Below are 16,418 nucleotides of genomic sequence, written 5' to 3'. Positions count from 1 at the left end.
ACAATAAAATTCTGATGTTTGGGGAGAAGGCTTTTGGCAGCTGCGTGCAAAGCGAGCCTGTCCGGCGCAACCTTCGACCAAATATCAGAATTTTTAGATATTTAATTAAAAGTCCTTATTCAGCAATTTTTCCAATTCACCAAAAGATACATTCATTCTTACCCGGCCTTGTTTGGCATAAGCAATCTCGCCAGTCTCTTCCGATACAATCACAGCAACCGCATCTGTAGTTTCCGATACGCCAATACCTGCACGGTGGCGTAAACCAAATTGAGGAGGCAATTTATCATTGTCTGTCAGCGGTAAAATGCAACTCGCACTCTTGATCTTGTTTTCCGAGATCACCACTGCGCCATCATGCAATGGGCTGTATTTTTGAAATATACTTTCCAGTAAACGCTTGGATATCTTAGAATCAATCACCTCACAGCTATTGGCGAAGAGCTGGTCGTCATAAAATTTAACAAAAACAATTAAAGCTCCTGTTCTGGATTTCTTCATGCTTTTGCAGGCATCAATAATTGGCTTGATGCGGATTAAATTATTCTGTTCAATATTTTTGCTGCCAAAGAGATAACCCCACCAGGCTTTGTTTTGCTGTAAAAAAGTATTCTTCCCGATCAGCAGCAGGAAACGCCTGATTTCTGGTTGGAAAATCACGATTAAAGCGATAATCCCGACACTCATGAACTGGTTGATGATGGTAGAGAGCAAGCGCATGTGTAAGGCATCTACTACCCAGTAAATGATAAGTATAATAGCCATCCCCAGCAAAAGATTGACAGCCAGCGTATTCTTGATCAGGTTATAAATGTAATAGATCAGTACGGCGACAAATATGATGTCGGCCACGTCTGTGAAAGAGACGCTCAGGAAATCGAAATCAAAAGCTTTCATTGCGGACAAGGTAGGGATTTTTTCATTGATTCATCTTTTGTACAAGTGCAATACTCTCTGCTGCGGCTTTCACATCGTGTACCCTTAAAATACCTGCGCCTTTTAGCAATGCAATGGTATTTAATGTAGTAGTGCCATTTAGAGCATTTTCCGGACCGCCACCTAAAAACTTATAGATCATTGATTTTCTGGAGAAACCCACCAGGATGGGCAATTCAAAAATATCCAGCTGCTGCATTTGTTGTAGTAATACGTAATTCTGATCCAGTGTTTTGGCAAAACCAAATCCGGGATCAAGAATCAGGTCTTTAAGTCCCATTTTTTGCAGCCAGTTAACTTTACGGGCAAAATAATCAACAATCTCCGGCATCATATCTTCGTAATGGGTTTGCTGCTGCATGGTTTGAGGTGTGCCTTTCATGTGCATCATGATATAAGGTACGTTTAAAGCGGCTACGGTGTCAAACATGGCCTCATCCATATTTCCGCCGGCGATGTCATTGATGATGTGGGCTCCGGCATTGACTGCCTCGCGGGCAACCTGCGCGCGGAAAGTATCAATGGAAATCAGGGCTTCAGGAAAAGCCTTTAATATGGCTTCTACAGCGGCAACTACTTTGTCAGACTCTTCATCCGGACTCACATCGGCTGCGCCGGGGCGGGAAGAGTAAGCACCAATGTCGATAAAAGTGGCTCCTTCGGCCAACATTTTTTCTGTTTTTTGTAAAGCCTCCGTTACGGAACTGTTCCTGCTATCGCTGTAAAATGAATCCGTAGTGAGATTTAAGATGCCCATCACACGAGGAACGCTTAAATCTATCAGTTTACCTTGCAGGTTTAATGTATGCTTTCGGTTTAAAAATGTATCTTTAGCCATCATTTCAGTACAAAAATACAGTATTCAAATAGCTTTAAACTAAATATTTTAATTGTTTTGGCAGCAAACACATCTCAAGAATTCGATTCGGTCATAGCGGTTTGTAAATCGCTTTTTTTAAAGAAAACCAAAGATTACGGAACAGCCTGGCGTATACTCCGTCTATCCTCTATTACAGATCAGATCTTTATCAAAGCCCAGCGGATCCGTACCCTGGAAGAAAAAAAAGTTTCTAAAGTAGGTGAAGACATCACCTCTGAATACATTGGTATTATCAACTACTGTGTCATTGCCATGATGCAGCTCGATTTTACGCCTGAAGATCCTTTAGAGCTGGAACTGAACCAGGTACAAAGCCTTTTTGAACAAAAAGTAAATGAAACCAAAGAACTGATGTTCAATAAAAATCACGATTATGGAGAAGCCTGGCGCGATATGCGGATCAGTTCTTTAACAGATCTGATCTTGATGAAAATATTCCGCGTGAAGCAAATCGAAGATAATCTGGGACAAACGCTGGCTTCTGAAGGTGTAAATGCCAATTATCAGGACATGTTAAATTATTCCGTTTTTGCATTGATTAAACTGGGTGTTCAATAATGAAGAAGATTGCATTAAATTTTTCCAGAATATTTGTAGGCGTACTTTTTATATTTTCAGGATTGATCAAAGCCAATGATCCGTTGGGTTTTGGCTATAAATTACAAGAGTATTTTGACGTCTTCCACATGTCCTTTCTGGGCGGTATGGCCACGGGGATCGCGATCTTGCTGTGCGTGTTTGAAATTGTGCTCGGTGCCTTATTGCTGTTTGGTTTCTGGAAAAAACAAGTTACCGGAGGCTTATTAGCCGTTATTATCTTTTTTACATTTTTAACGTTTGTATCGGCTGCTTTTAAAGTCGTTACTTCCTGTGGGTGTTTTGGTGATGCCATTCCGCTTACGCCATGGCAATCATTCTCTAAAGATATTGTATTGCTGATTCTGATCATTTACCTTTTTATCCAAAAAGATCTCATCCAGCCGATCAGCAACAATAGAAAAGTACAGCAGGGGCTTTTTGCTTTTGTGCTGTTGGTGTCTGTGTTTTTCAGTGTGTTTACCTACAGTTGTTTGCCGGTGCTGGATTTTCTACCCTATAAAATCGGAGCCAATATTCCCGAACTGATGAAAATTCCTGCAGGTAAAACGGGCGATGAATATGGCATCATTTACAATTTGAAAAACAAGCAGAGCGGTGAGAAAAAACGGATGACAGATAAAGAATACCTGAAAACCGAAATATGGAAAGATGAAAACTGGGAGATTGTTGGCAATCCGGATCAGGTATTGGTTAAAAAGGGGTATGAACCTAAAATCAAAGACCTTAAAATTACCGATGGTTCGGGTACCGATTATACCAAAGAACTGATTGAAAACCCATATTATAACCTCGTTATTGTAGCTTATAACCTGGACGATACCAATGACAAAGCCATTGCCGAGCTGAATGCACTTACGCTGAATGCGGCTGATCAGTTTAACATCAGAACGGTATTACTCACTTCCAACTCAGCATCAGATGCGACTTTGTTTAGCAAACGCGTGAAATTGCTTGCTGAAGTATTTTATGCAGATGCAGTGCCTTTGAAAAGTATGGTACGCGCTAATCCAGGTGTATTGCTGTTGAAAAATGGGGTAATCATTAACAAATGGCATTACAACAGGGTACCTGCTTTCGATCAGCTTAGCGAAACCTATTTTTCAAAATAACCATGTTATACTACGCTGTCAAGAAATTCTTTTACGGATTGGCTGTGCTCTCAGGCGTGGTGGTTGTGGTGTTTGTCTTGTTCAATATCCTGCCTGGCGATCCGGCAAGAATGACGATGGGGCAACGCTCTGATGTTTCTTCCCTGGAAGCAGTACGTAAAGAGTTTGGTTTGGATAAGTCTAAACCGGTGCAGTTTTTATTGTACCTGAAAGATCTTTCGCCAGTCAGCTTACATGAAAATACACAGGAAAATCAGGAAAAATATCATTATGCGAAATTGTTTGCCATAGGCGGTGATGTGCTGGTCCTGAAATGGCCATACCTGCGCCGTTCTTACCAGACCAAAAGAGATGTCACTTTGATCTTGTCTGAAACGGTACCGAATACTTTTATACTGGCTTTAACAGCGATGATTTTCGCAACGGTAATTGGCGTGTTTCTAGGTGTAATTTCTGCTGTGCATAAAGATACCTGGATTGATAAGACTGCAAATTCATTTGCCATTCTGGGTATTTCGGCACCTTCTTTTTTTGCAGGGATCATCATTGCCTGGTTGTTTGGTTTTGTATTGAGTGATTATACCGGTTTAAACATGTCAGGTAGTTTATATAGTTACGATCCTTTTAAAGGGGAAATCATGACCTGGAAAAACCTGTGGTTGCCAATGGTTACCCTTGGCCTGAGACCTTTGGCTATTATTGTGCAGTTGACGCGCAGTGCAATGCTTGATGTACTGGCGCAGGATTACATCCGTACTGCCCGGGCAAAAGGATTGGGCCGGAATGCCATCATTTACAAACACGCACTTAAAAATGCATTGAACCCGGTAATTACAGCCATTTCGGGTTGGTTTGCTTCTTTGCTCGCCGGATCATTCTTTGTCGAATACATTTTCGGTTATAATGGTTTAGGACGGGCAACTGTAAACGCCCTGGAGATGTCTGACTTCCCGGTGGTGATGGGCTCCATTTTGTTCATTGCCTTCGTTTTCGTAATTGTGAATATTTTAGTAGATATATTGTATGCCCTGGTAGATCCAAGGGTAAAACTGGCTTAAAATGAAGATATTTTTAATTGGTTTTATGGGTTGTGGTAAAAGTACCCATGGTAAGAAGTTAGCGCTTAAGTTAGGTTATGATTTTATAGATCTTGACCACCAGATTGAAAGAAACCTGGGCACAAGCATTGCCGCTTATTTTGCCGAACATGGTGAACAAGCTTTTAGAAAACTGGAAAGTGAAACTTTAAAAACTTTTAACTATCCGCAAAATTGCGTAGTTGCTACAGGTGGCGGGGCTCCATGTTTTTTTGACAATATGGATTGGATGAATGCCAATGGCCTGGCTGTTTATATTCAAATGACGCCATTGGCATTGGCCAGAAGACTTGAACATGGCAAAGAGAAAAGGCCTTTGTTAAAAGACCTTGATGAAGCCGGTCTGGTGGCTTTTATTGAACATAAACTAGCCGAGCGCGAAGCTGATTACAGTCGTGCTGCATTAATTGCCAATGGTATCAATCTAACGGCTGATGACCTTAGGGCACTCGTTCTGAGCCATCCTTAATCGGATACCCTTGCTCTTTTTTTCATGGCTTGATCCGCAGAAAACGGTCCGGAGCCGACAATCCAGAACAATACCAGGAGTAGCAGTACAATGATGGATAGCCACAGTTCATTGTTGAGCATAGAAAAGCCATGTGCCAGGTTTACGAAAAATACAGCACAGAGGAGAATAGGAATCTGAATGACTGCTGCAAAGCGGGTTAGTAAACCAATGGTGATCAATAGACCACCTACCAGGTGTACAAAGCCAATGATGTGAACGGCCAAACTCGCCATCAGGCCTGAAAAGCCAAAAACATTGTTTTCAAGCAACAGGTCTTGTAAACTGGCTGTATTGCTGACAATGGCAATCCCTTTAGAAAAAATGAGTAATCCCAGCACCACGCGGATCACATCCAGCCATTTGGCATGATGAAGATCTCCCCAATGCTCAATTTTTTGAATAACGGTCATACAACATACTTCTTTTAAATGAAGTCCTCTATTAAAGCTAATCAATAATATCGAAATTATCAAGCTAAGATATTCACAATTAGTGTGTTGGGTTTATTGCCAGGCGCGCGTATTGGCCAGGAGGGAAAACTCCTTTCTGGGGGCCAGATTGAGGTATGGATAAGTTACTTTGGATAAATACAGGCCTTCTGGATGTGCAGGCGTCAACAGTGGAGGCGTTTGTCGGTTGGCCAGGTAATGTTCAAACTGATCTACGCTCAGCTCACCTTTGCCAATTTTCAACAATTCGCCCATAATGATCCGGATCATTTTACTTAAAAAACGGTTGGATGAGATGTTGAAATGAATGTTGTCGCCGTTGTGGCTTACTTTTAGTCCGGCAGAGCGGACATAACAAAGGGTGTGTTCGTATTTATCAGGGCTGGTGCAGAAGGCCCTGTAATCTTTATAATGAGGCAGCACAGCTGCTGCTTGCTGCATTTTAGCAAAATCTAAATCCTGTAACAGGTAAAAGGAACTCAGTCCGGTTAAAAAAGGATCTTTGTAGGTGTGTATAAAGTAATCATACGACCTTTGTACTGCGTCAAATCTGGCATGGGGTGTACCCTCCATCGCAATGATGTCGAACACAGCGATTGCCGGAGGCAACACTTTGTTTAAGCGGAATACCAGGTCAAAGTCCCATTCCTGTTCAATATCCACATGGAAAAAGAACTGACTGGCATGAACACGGGCATCTGTACGCCCGCATCCGTTAATGAATAGCGGGGTTTTAAAGATCTGGCTCAGGGCATTTTCCAAAACACCCTGAACGTTCATGATTCCGGGCTGTTTTTGCCAGCCATTGTATTTTACGCCGTTGTAACCAATGTGTACAAAGTATCTCAATGTTGGTATAGATTTTATAAACTACTTTTTGCCTGCTCTTTTGTTCATTTCTTCGATCGGCATATTCATCATGCGGCCAACCGGATTTTTACCTCTGTAAGTAATCACTTTGAGCATGGTAGCATCTTTTGGCGGCGTTAGCTTTTCTCTATATTTAGGATAAAAACGATCCGGGAATGAGTTGTCAAAGCTATAGTAGATGTCCAGTCCGGGTACTTCTGTACTCAGTTCTATAGACAACTGCCTGTCTGCAGTCCTGCTCACTTTAAATATCGGATCGTAAACACTAGGGGCATATTTCGTTTCCGCTACGTCCAGGCGCTTGAAATGTTGTTCCACGCGGGCAAAGAAATTTGGCCAGTTTTTCTTTTCTACAGGTGACCATACCGATTCTGCAATGGCCATTCCTCTAGGCCAGGTCATGTATTCGGCCTGGCGGATGGTAAAGACCTGTTCGGTCCACAAGTTGGCCTGACCGCCCTTGATGTATTTTGGGTCGACGCCAGCCGGGATCGGGTCAAATTCATAGGCCTTGCTTAAACGCAATGAAGCATAAACTCTGGGCTCGGTAATGGCATCCGCCTGCATGTAGTCGATATAGGCATACGCAGCCGGACTCATCACAACTTCACGTTTTTGTAAAGCCGCTTCTTTGCCATATTTTACATCGCGCCAGTTCATCACGGCAGCACTTGTAGGTAAGCCGCCAGCCATGATCTCATCCCAGCCAATAAACTTTTTGCCCTTGGCTTCTACAATTTTTTGAACCCTTTTTTCAAAATAACCCTGTACCTGGTGCATGTCTTTCAGTCCCTCCCTTTGCATCAGGGCTTTAACCGCATCGTTTTTCTCCCAGAAATTGAAAGGAGCTTCATCACCACCCATGTGGATGTATTCAAAAGGAAAGAGTGCGGCTACCTGTGTAATTACAGTATCTAAAAAGGAATATACTTTTTCGTTGGCCGGGCAAAGCGTATTGTCGATCAGGGCAGTTGGCGGAGCTCCTCTCGACCAGTCCATAATCTTTTCACCGGAACGTACTTTGTAGTTTTCGGCACCCGGGGTGCAAGACAATTCAGGGTAGGATGCTATTGTAGCCAGACTATGCCCGGGAACATCAATCTCCGGCATGATATTCACGAAACGTTCTTTGGCATATTTTACCAGTTCCCTGATGTCGTCCTGGGTGTAAAAACCACCGTAGTTTCTTGGCTCATCTGCTGTAGGCGGAATAAAGTCGCCAAAAGTACCTACCTTTTTAACGCTCCAGGCACCAACCTCAGTTAATTTAGGTAAACCTTTAATTTCGATTCTCCAGCCTTCATCGTCTGTTAAGTGCAGGTGTAAGATGTTGTACTTGTAGCGAACCATGGCATTGATATATTGTTTTACCTCCTCTTTGGTGAAGAAATGGCGGGCAACGTCAAACATCAATCCCCTCCAGCCCAGCCGCGGATAATCGGTCACTTCCACACAAGGAATAGCCCATTCGATATTTTCAACTAATTCCTTGCTTTCTATTTCTTTAGGAAACAATTGGATTAAACTCTGTGCACCATAAAATATGCCTGCCGGTTTATTGGCGCGGATGGTGATGTGGCTCGGCGTTACGCTGAGCTGATAACCTTCTGTGCCCAATAGGTGGTTCTCCTTTTCGTTGAGGATCAGTCTGATCTGTGCTGTTGCAGTGGAGCCTGTTGTAGTCGAAACATAACTCCCGGTAGGCTGCGAAAGCCTCTCCTGTAAAAAGCTTATAGCCTGTTTTAAATCCGCAGCTACAGTAGCATGGATTGCTACATTTTCAGGTAATACAAAATGTCCTTCTCCCTTGGTGAGACTTACGGGTTCAGGAATGATGGCAATCTCCGGAGGCGTATTTAGGACACTGATTACTGAAGCCGGAATGATGGTCGGCTTAACTGAAGTCTGGCTAAATGCAGTCAGGCAAAAGGCGGAACAGCATAAGGCTAACAAGGTATGTTTCATCTGTTTTATTTTTCTGGTTTTCTTTATCAGATTCTGTGCTTAAATCTGCAAATTCCTGCAATTTAAGAATTACTTTAAAGCATCCAATACCTTAAATATTTTACGGTTAATTCCCGAACCTGAATAATTGTTGACATTAATAACCAGGATGTATTTATTGCCGGCAGAGTCGGTATGGTAACCTGCAAATGCCGATACATCGTTGATGGTGCCACTTTTGATTTTCATGTCGTTGTAGTCGGGAAAGGCTTTGTAGTAATCAGCAAACCAGGATTCGTGTTGCGCTTCAAATAGTACGGTGGCCATAGCACGGGTAGTTACGCGGTTTCCCGGAGAAAGCCCACTGCCGTCTATGATGTTCATGGCTTGCTTGTCGATACCTTTGGCTGCCCAAAAGTTGATCTCAGTTGCTGTACCTGATGCTGTGCCTGGTGTTTTTCCGGACTGCAGGGCTAAGGTTTTAAGTAAGGTCTCGCCATAGAGGTTGATGCTTTTTTTGAGAAACCAGTAAACGATCTCACTGAGGGGAGGAGAGCTGATGGTATTTAATTTTTGTACAATTGCCGGACTTTCCACCTGATTTAAGGTGAGAACTCTGCTGGTTGTTGCGGGTTTACTAATGGTAATGCCTAATTTTTTTAAGGTGTCCTGTAAACGGTAGGCACAATCAAAAGCAGGGTCCGGCAAAGCTGCAGCAATGCTGGATTTACCAATGCCCAAACCCCAGGTACCTCTTAGGTAAGCGGTATTGCTGTAGGGTGGTAGAAAGGCATAAACCTTGTCGCCAGAGCCGGAGGGGCCAGTTTTTACTTCGTTAACCATCCTGATATAAGGCATTTCGGGAACTGCTTTCCATACACTGACTTCATCATTGGTTTTTGCCCCGGGACGCAGGTAGATGTCGAACTGGTTTTCGCGCCAGGCCAGACCAGAAGTTCCGGCACCATAGTAATTGCCGATATCCTGCCAAACCCAACCCTCTGGTGTGGTTTGCGTTCCAAATATGCGGTCATCACCAATCACGGCCCCTTCAATTCTTTTGATTCCAGCTTTTTTGATGGCTTCCGCCCATAAGGATAGTACCAGACTTTCTTTGTTCTGATAGCGTGGGGAACCCAGTGTCGGATCTCCGCTGCCTTTAATGATCAGGTCGCCTTTCAAAGTGCCATCTGCGGTAATGCTGCCGCTGTATCCAAGGGTAGTCTGAAACTGAAAGTCCTTACCCAGGATACTGAATGCGGTTGCAGCGGTAATGGTTTTTAAGGTGGAAGCTGTTGCCAGACCTACATTTTCGTTTTTGGCAAAGAGCGTTTTGCCCGTGTTGGCATCCAATACGATGAGGGATAAGCTGGCATATTTAGTTTGCTCATCCGCAAGAAATGTAGCATAAGCCTTATCAATTTTCTGTATCGGGCTTTGGGCGCATAAGCTACTGCTGACCAGCAGGCAGTACAAAAGGAAAAATGCTAATCTTTTAAACATGTGCTTTTAAAATTAAAACGGTCGTCATTCTGAAGGATTCAGAATGACGACCGTAGTGACAATATGGTTTTAGTATAAACTAAATCCGAAATTAAACCAGTCCTTTTTGTACCAGGTATTCTGCAATCTGAACCGCATTGGTTGCAGCCCCCTTACGCAGGTTATCTGCTACAATCCACATGTTTAAAGTATTTGGTAAAGATTCGTCTCTTCTGATCCGACCTACAAAAACCTCATCTTTTTCATGAGCATCTTTAGGCATTGGATATTTCAGGTTCGCAGGATCATCTACTACAATAATTCCTGGAGTTGCAGCAAGCAAAGCTCTAACTTCATCTACATTAAAATCATTCTCAAACTCAATATTCACTGATTCAGAGTGACCACCCATTACAGGGATACGCACAGTTGTTGCTGTTACACGTATGGAGTCATCGCCCATAATTTTACGGGTTTCCAAAATCATTTTCATCTCTTCTTTGGTATATCCGTTATCCTGGAACACATCAATCTGAGGAATTACATTTAAATCGATTGGGTAGGCGTAAGCCATCGGCCCGTCAGTAATTCCTTTACGCTCGTTCATCAACTGCTCAACCGCTTTTACACCTGTTCCGGTTACCGATTGATAAGTAGATACCACTACACGTTTGATTTTGTATTTGTCATGCAATGGTTTTAAGGCCACCACCATTTGAATCGTCGAACAATTTGGATTTGCAATGATCTTATCATCAATCGATAATTCATTTGCATTTACTTCAGGAACAACCAGCTTTTTCGACGGATCCATGCGCCATGCAGATGAATTGTCGATCACAGTGGTACCTGCTTCAGCAAAACGCGGGGCTTCGGCCAAAGACGTACCTCCACCTGCAGAAAATAACGCGATATCAGGTCTCATCGAAATCGCAGTATCCATATTTACAACAGCGTACTTCTTACCCTTGAAAGTAATTTCCTTACCAACACTCTTTTCAGATGCTACCGGGATTAACTCTGTCAACGGGAAGTTACGCTCTTCTAATACTTTTAACATTACGGTACCTACCAATCCGGTGGCGCCTACTACTGCAATTTTCATGATTTTCTTTAATTGTTTTTTAATTGCCATGAAGCTATCGTCAGCCAAAGGCTTTCGATGGTTTCATTTTTCTAATTTGTTATTTTACTTGTTTTTAATTAATTATGATTCAGCTTTTATGAGTTTTTAATAAGTAATTCCCCAAATATGTGAATTATTTAACAAAAAAGGGAAGCCGGTTATGATTAACCGCTTCCCTTTTTCATTTTAGGATTAAAAATCCTTTAAATCAATTCGCGGTTTACATAGTCAAAGCTCTTCTTAATGCTCACATATGGATCTATGGCAAAGTTTTCCTGTTCTACAATCAGGTGCTGAAGCCCTGCTTGTTTGGCCTGTTTGTAAATAGCTTTAAAATCGATTGTTCCGGTACCTACCTCAGTATTGATGCCATGGTTGGCCTTGTCCATATCTTTGACATGCCACATGGGGAAACGTCCGGGATATTTATTGAATAAAGCAACCGGATCATTTCCGGAGCGCACCACCCAGTATAAGTCCATTTCAAAGCTTACCAGGTTTTTATCGGTTCCTTTCAACAGGATTTCATATCCGGTGACATCACCTTCGTGTTTGTCAAATTCAAAGTTATGGTTGTGATAGGCTAATTTTAAACCGGATCTTTTACACAGTTCAGCAGCTTCACTTAAGCGGGTGGCAATTTGTTTGTAGTCGTCCAGCTTTTTACGCAGCGGTTCTCCCAGCCAGGCGATGGTGAAGTAGCTGTTGCCTATAGCTGCAGCACCTTCAATCTGGGTTTTTAAAACATCCAGTTTACCCGTGCTGATGAAGTCGTCCACTACAAAATGGCCACTCGGGCTTTGCAGTCCGTTGGCTTTAAGCAGGCTTTTAAATGCTTTTGCATCTAAGCCCCAGTACCCGCTTTTTGCGGCATAACCGAAAGTTTCTACTTCTTTGTACCCTGCGGCGGCAACTTTTTCAATTACTCCCTTAACGTCTTTCGTAATTTGGTTTCTCAGGGTATACAATTGTAGTCCCACAGGTCTTTTTGCAAAAACGGAACTGTTGGCGATGGAGGGCAGCAATAAGGTTCCTGCTGCAGCCATGCCCGCCTGTTTGAGGAAATTTCTTCTTGAATTCATATCTTTAGCATTATACGTCACAAATCATTACGGCATCTTTCAAAGACTTGATTTTGTCTTTGTATTTGGGTATGAACTCTTGCGCTACATAGCCTTTAAAACCGGTGGCCAGAATGGCTTTCATAATGGCCGGGTAATACAATTCCTGGGTGTCGTCAATCTCATTTCTTCCCGGAACACCTGCAGTATGGTAATGGGAGATGTATTGGTTAAATTCCCTGATGTTGGCGATGACATTGCCTTCATCAATTTGCATGTGGTAAATGTCATACAACAATTTAAAATTTTGTGAGCCCAGGCGCTTACACAATTCAGCACCCCATGCGGTATGGTCACACTGGTAATCTTTGTGGTTCAGTTTACTGTTCAGCAATTCCATGACCAGCACAACGTTATGTCTTTCGGCAAGCGGCAATACTTTTTTCAAACCTTCTACACAGTTCTGCAATCCGGTTTCATCGTCTTTGCCTCTGCGGTTTCCACTAAAACAAATCAGTTGTTTATAACCTGCGGCCGCAACCTTAGGAATCATTTCTGAGTAATTTTTGATCAGCGTATCGTGAAATTTTGGATCGTTCCAGCCGTCAACCAGGTTAATCTCTGCACCGTTACACAGGGAAGAATCCAATCCATGTTTTTTAAGGATATCCCAATCTTTAGGACCCACCAGGTCTATGGCTTTGATCCCTATCTTTTTGGCTTCGATGCACAAGGTATCCAGGTCTATTCCACTAAAGCACCAGCGGCAAACAGAGTGGTTGATGTTTCCTTTTAACTTGTCAGATTGATATTCTTCCATAGCGAATGAAGGTAATGCGGCCGATACCCCGAGTGCAGCGGTTCCGGCAACTATGTTTTTTAAGGCGTTTCTCCTGCTCAGTTCGTTGCTCATGATGGTTGCTTTTTATCGTTAAAAAAGAATGCAAAAAGCAGGAATACGACAAAAGCAATACCTGAAGGAATACCCCAGATCATTTTCCAGTCGAAAGAGCCATCTGCAAGTTTATAAGTATCGGTAATCAGACCGGCTACTTCAAATCCGATCAGCATACCAACACCATAGGTAGCCAGGGTAATTAAACCTTGAGCAGAACTTTTATATTTGTCGCCCGCCGCCGCATTGGTATAAATCTGTCCGGATACGAAAAAGAAATCGTAGCAAATGCCATGTAAGGCAATACCTATTAGTAACATGAAGCTTAAATCGCCTGCATTTCCATAAGCAAATAAGGCATAACGAATGCCCCAGGCTAGCATTCCAACCAGGATGGTCTTTTTAAAACCGAAGCGGGTAAAGAATACAGGCAACAGCAGTAAGAACAGTACTTCCGAAATCTGACCAATGGTCATTTTTCCGGTGGGATTCTCCATACCAACATTTGACAGAAAGGGATGTGCATTTTGATAATAGAAAGCCAATGGAATACAGATGAGGATAGAGGAGATGAAAAATATAGCAAAATTTTTATCTTTCAAAAGCTTTAATGCATCTAGTCCTAATATTTCAGATAAGTTAACTTTCTCACCTCTGGTCGCTTTAGGTGGAGTTTTAGGCAAGGCAAAACTAAATAATCCCAATACCAGGGAAGCAATACCACCCATGGCAAAAGTGTTTTTTAGCATACCTGCTGCAGTGCCTTCCGGACTGTCCCAGTGAAAGATGTAACTGATCATCAATCCAGCTGCAATCCATCCGATTGTTCCAAATACCCTGATGGTTGAAAATTCTTTTTCCGGATCTTTCATTTGATTGAAAGAGACTGAATTTACTAACGCCAGGGTTGGCATGAAAAGAATCATGTATCCCAATACATACGGATAGAAAATACTGATATCCGAAGCATTGTACATCTGGTACATCAACACAGCACCAATAAGGTGTAATACACCTAATATTTTTTCAGCATTAAAATAGCGGTCTGCTATGAGTCCGATGATGAATGGTGCAATGATGGCTCCCCAGGATTGGGTAGAGAAGACTGAAGCCGATTCGCCACCGGTAGCCTTCAGATTGTTGCCCAGGAATGTGCCCAGTGTTACAAACCAGGCACCCCAGATGAAGAACTCCAGGAACATCATGGCCGATAACTTAATGCGGTTGTTTAAATTCATATTTGGTTATTTCTTATTTGGTTTAGCAATTATAGTTTTTTAATCAGGATGTTTTTGTACCAGACTTCATCACCGTGATCCTGTAAAGCAATTTTACCAGATTTAAATGTACCCCAGTTTTCCCAGTTCGCAAACTTGCTCCCTGCAACCAGGCTTTTCCAGTTGTCGTCCCATAAAGTGGTGGATACCACCTTAACGCCGTTTAGGTACTGCTCCAGTTTACCATCTTTGCAAATGATTTCGGCGGTATTCCATTGTCCGACCGGCTTAACAGGCTCTGAACTACTTTTAATCAGGTCGTACAAATCTCCGGCACGGTGTTTTGTGATTTTTCCATCCGGATGTCCGTCATTGTCCAATACCTGCATTTCAAGACCGGTGCTATAAGTTTGCTTGTATTTTACCGGATCTTCGTGCACAAAAAAGATCAGACCGCTATTTGCTTTAGGGGCAACTTTCCAGTCATATTTCAAATGGAAATTGCCATACTCCTCATTTGTAACCAGATCGCCAGCCTGACTTTTATCTGCATTGACATTAAAATGTATGGCACCATCTTCTACTTTCCAGCGTTCTCCCGCTGTAGTTTTACCATAAGTATGCCAGCCATCGGTTGTTTTACCATCAAACAGTTTGGTAAATCCTTTTTGTGCACTGGCTTCATTTGCACTAAAAATTGTGGTCAGGATCAGTGCAGATAATATGTATTTTTTCATGTTGTTTTGGTTAAAGATGAAGAATTGTTTTTCCTTAAACGCCCAGGTTCCAGCCTTCGCGGTATTCTCGTTTTACAAATTGGTTGACATCATCAAAATTGGTGATTTTCATATTGGCATTGTCCCATAGCAATTTGATGTTACGGCCTGGATAAATGATTTTGCCTTCCTGGTTTTTACGCTGAATGTCGGTAGCCCGGATCGCCAGGTTGGCCATGAGCAAGGATTCTGTTAAAGGACCAGCTATAGAGAACGGGGAGCTGACCTCTTTCTTCCCATATCCGGCAATACAGGCTTCTACCCATTGTCCGTAATGCCCATTGTCACCACCAGGTACCCTTGCAATGGTTTGAGGAATGTTGAGGCCTTCATTTTTACTTAATGGCAATAGACGAGGGTTCCGACCGTAGGTAGCGGACATCATTTTACCCTTTGTCCCTACAAATAGCGTCCCATTGCCACCATCACCAAAAACTTCATTGGCTTGTAGTTCTTCAGGTCTTTCCGGTTGTATACCTCCATCCATCCAATGTACGGTAATGTCACCTTGTGTTTTATCCGTTTTCGGGAATTTCAAGGTAACATGACTGGAAGGCGGGCAGCTTTCCGGGAAATAACCCCGTTTAAATTCATCTACATATACTGAGCCTACACTGGCTTGTACTTCGGTAGCATATTTTAAGTTCAATACACTGAATGGTGCTTCTAGCAGGTGACAGCCCATATCGCCCAGAGCGCCGGTACCATAGTCCCACCAGCCTCTCCAGTTAAAAGGAACCAGTTTATTTACATAATCTTTGTAAGGCGCAGTACCCAACCACAGGTCCCAGTCTAAATCAGACGGTACCGGTGCTTTATTGGCTGACCATGGAATGCCCTGAGGCCATACCGGACGATCAGTCCAGGCATAAATCGTATGCACATCACCAATCAGCCCTGCATCGTACCATTCTTTCAATAGCCTTGGCCCGTCGTGGGAGGCCCCCTGATTTCCCATCTGGGTCACTACTTTATATTTTTCGGCAGCACCAGTCAGCAAACGGGCTTCATAAATGTCGTGTGTCAATGGTTTTTGAACATACACATGTTTTTTATGCTGCATGGCTGCAACCGCCTGAATGGCATGGTTATGGTCAGGCGTAGAAATGGTTACCGCATCAAAATGTTTGTGCTCTTTGTCCAGCATTTCCCGGTAATCCCTGTAATACTTGGCTTTAGGAAATGCTTTAACCGATTTGGCGGCCCTGCTGTCATGAACATCGCATAAAAAAGCGATCTCTGCTTTACCACTTTCATAAATCTTGGCCAGGTCAGTTTCCCCTTTACCACCAACACCAATTCCGGCAACAAGTAACCTGTCGCTAGGTGCTAAAAACCCGGGCCCGCCTAAAACATGACGCGGAACAATCATAAATGCTGTTGCGGCAATAGCCGAGGTTTTCAGGAAATTACGTCTTGACGTTGTTTCCTGCTGTTTTTTAGTTTCTTCCATAACCTGCTTTTG

The 16,418-nt window shown here is 42.8% G+C and carries 16 protein-coding genes; 4 read left to right on the top strand and 12 right to left on the bottom strand.

All coding sequences use genetic code 11. The annotated features are described in order from the left end of the window. Nucleotides 1-105: 105 nt before the first annotated feature. On the bottom strand, nt 106-897 hold the full coding sequence (gene cdaA / locus IM797_RS26300; protein ID WP_194130207.1) for a diadenylate cyclase CdaA: 792 nt from the start codon (nt 895-897) through the stop codon (nt 106-108). Nucleotides 898-919: 22 nt separating this feature from the next. Then, nucleotides 920-1,774 carry a dihydropteroate synthase gene (gene folP / locus IM797_RS26295; RefSeq protein ID WP_228099138.1) on the bottom strand — a complete coding sequence of 285 codons (855 nt, stop codon included), beginning with the start codon at nt 1,772-1,774 and terminating at the stop codon, nt 920-922. A 57-nt stretch (nt 1,775-1,831) separates the two neighbouring features. On the opposite strand from folP, the gene IM797_RS26290 reads away from it, so the two are divergent. Genes IM797_RS26290 through IM797_RS26275 form a run of 4 tightly spaced genes read left to right on the top strand, consistent with a single transcriptional unit; the run spans nt 1,832 to nt 5,091 of the window. Further along, nucleotides 1,832-2,374 carry a DUF1599 domain-containing protein gene (locus IM797_RS26290; protein WP_194130205.1) on the top strand — a complete coding sequence of 181 codons (543 nt, stop codon included), beginning with the start codon at nt 1,832-1,834 and terminating at the stop codon, nt 2,372-2,374. After that, nucleotides 2,374-3,525, top strand: a complete 1,152-nt coding sequence (locus tag IM797_RS26285; protein ID WP_194130204.1) for a BT_3928 family protein — start codon at nt 2,374-2,376, stop codon at nt 3,523-3,525. Before IM797_RS26290 ends, IM797_RS26285 begins: the two co-directional genes overlap by 1 nt. A 2-nt stretch (nt 3,526-3,527) precedes the next feature. Further along, complete coding sequence (locus IM797_RS26280) at nt 3,528-4,583, top strand: ABC transporter permease (RefSeq protein WP_194130203.1); 1,056 nt, start codon at nt 3,528-3,530, stop codon at nt 4,581-4,583. Nucleotide 4,584: 1 nt separating this feature from the next. After that, entirely contained in the window at nt 4,585-5,091 is a 507-nt protein-coding gene (locus IM797_RS26275) for a shikimate kinase (RefSeq protein ID WP_194130202.1), read from the top strand. Here IM797_RS26275 and IM797_RS26270 read toward each other — a convergent pair. The 10 genes from IM797_RS26270 to IM797_RS26225 all read right to left on the bottom strand — a co-directional run bounded on the left by IM797_RS26270 (nt 5,088) and on the right by IM797_RS26225 (nt 16,406). Then, complete coding sequence (locus IM797_RS26270; RefSeq protein ID WP_194130201.1) at nt 5,088-5,543, bottom strand: DoxX family protein; 456 nt, start codon at nt 5,541-5,543, stop codon at nt 5,088-5,090. The genes IM797_RS26275 and IM797_RS26270 overlap by 4 nt on opposite strands. 93 nt (nt 5,544-5,636) lie before the next feature. Next, nucleotides 5,637-6,431 (bottom strand): tRNA pseudouridine(38-40) synthase TruA, encoded by a 795-nt coding sequence (truA, locus tag IM797_RS26265; protein ID WP_194130200.1) that lies wholly within the window; start codon nt 6,429-6,431, stop codon nt 5,637-5,639. 21 nt (nt 6,432-6,452) lie between these two features. Further along, nucleotides 6,453-8,417, bottom strand: a complete 1,965-nt coding sequence (locus IM797_RS26260) for a beta-N-acetylhexosaminidase (protein WP_194130199.1) — start codon at nt 8,415-8,417, stop codon at nt 6,453-6,455. Nucleotides 8,418-8,486: 69 nt separating this feature from the next. Continuing rightward, complete coding sequence (gene dacB, locus IM797_RS26255) at nt 8,487-9,899, bottom strand: D-alanyl-D-alanine carboxypeptidase/D-alanyl-D-alanine-endopeptidase (RefSeq protein WP_194130198.1); 1,413 nt, start codon at nt 9,897-9,899, stop codon at nt 8,487-8,489. Between the two features lie 91 nt (nt 9,900-9,990). Then, nucleotides 9,991-10,983: an aspartate-semialdehyde dehydrogenase gene (locus IM797_RS26250; protein ID WP_194130197.1), complete on the bottom strand. Its 993-nt coding sequence runs from the start codon at nt 10,981-10,983 to the stop codon at nt 9,991-9,993. Between the two features lie 224 nt (nt 10,984-11,207). After that, nucleotides 11,208-12,086, bottom strand: coding sequence for a sugar phosphate isomerase/epimerase (locus IM797_RS26245; RefSeq protein WP_194130196.1), 879 nt, complete (start codon nt 12,084-12,086; stop codon nt 11,208-11,210). A gap of 10 nt (nt 12,087-12,096) precedes the next feature. After that, nucleotides 12,097-12,978, bottom strand: a complete 882-nt coding sequence (locus tag IM797_RS26240) for a hydroxypyruvate isomerase family protein (protein WP_194130195.1) — start codon at nt 12,976-12,978, stop codon at nt 12,097-12,099. After that, entirely contained in the window at nt 12,975-14,198 is a 1,224-nt protein-coding gene (locus tag IM797_RS26235; RefSeq protein WP_194130194.1) for a nucleoside permease, read from the bottom strand. The genes IM797_RS26240 and IM797_RS26235 overlap by 4 nt, the downstream gene beginning before the upstream one ends. 29 nt (nt 14,199-14,227) lie before the next feature. Next, nucleotides 14,228-14,914 carry a DUF1080 domain-containing protein gene (locus IM797_RS26230; protein ID WP_194130193.1) on the bottom strand — a complete coding sequence of 229 codons (687 nt, stop codon included), beginning with the start codon at nt 14,912-14,914 and terminating at the stop codon, nt 14,228-14,230. A gap of 34 nt (nt 14,915-14,948) precedes the next feature. Further along, nucleotides 14,949-16,406 (bottom strand): Gfo/Idh/MocA family protein, encoded by a 1,458-nt coding sequence (locus IM797_RS26225; protein ID WP_194130192.1) that lies wholly within the window; start codon nt 16,404-16,406, stop codon nt 14,949-14,951. Nucleotides 16,407-16,418 lie beyond the last annotated feature (12 nt).

This window comes from Pedobacter sp. MC2016-24 (assembly GCF_015223055.1).
In the GTDB taxonomy this organism is placed as follows: domain Bacteria; phylum Bacteroidota; class Bacteroidia; order Sphingobacteriales; family Sphingobacteriaceae; genus Pedobacter.
Note: the sequence above shows the minus strand (reverse complement) of the source record. Positions and strands in the feature narration are given on the sequence as shown.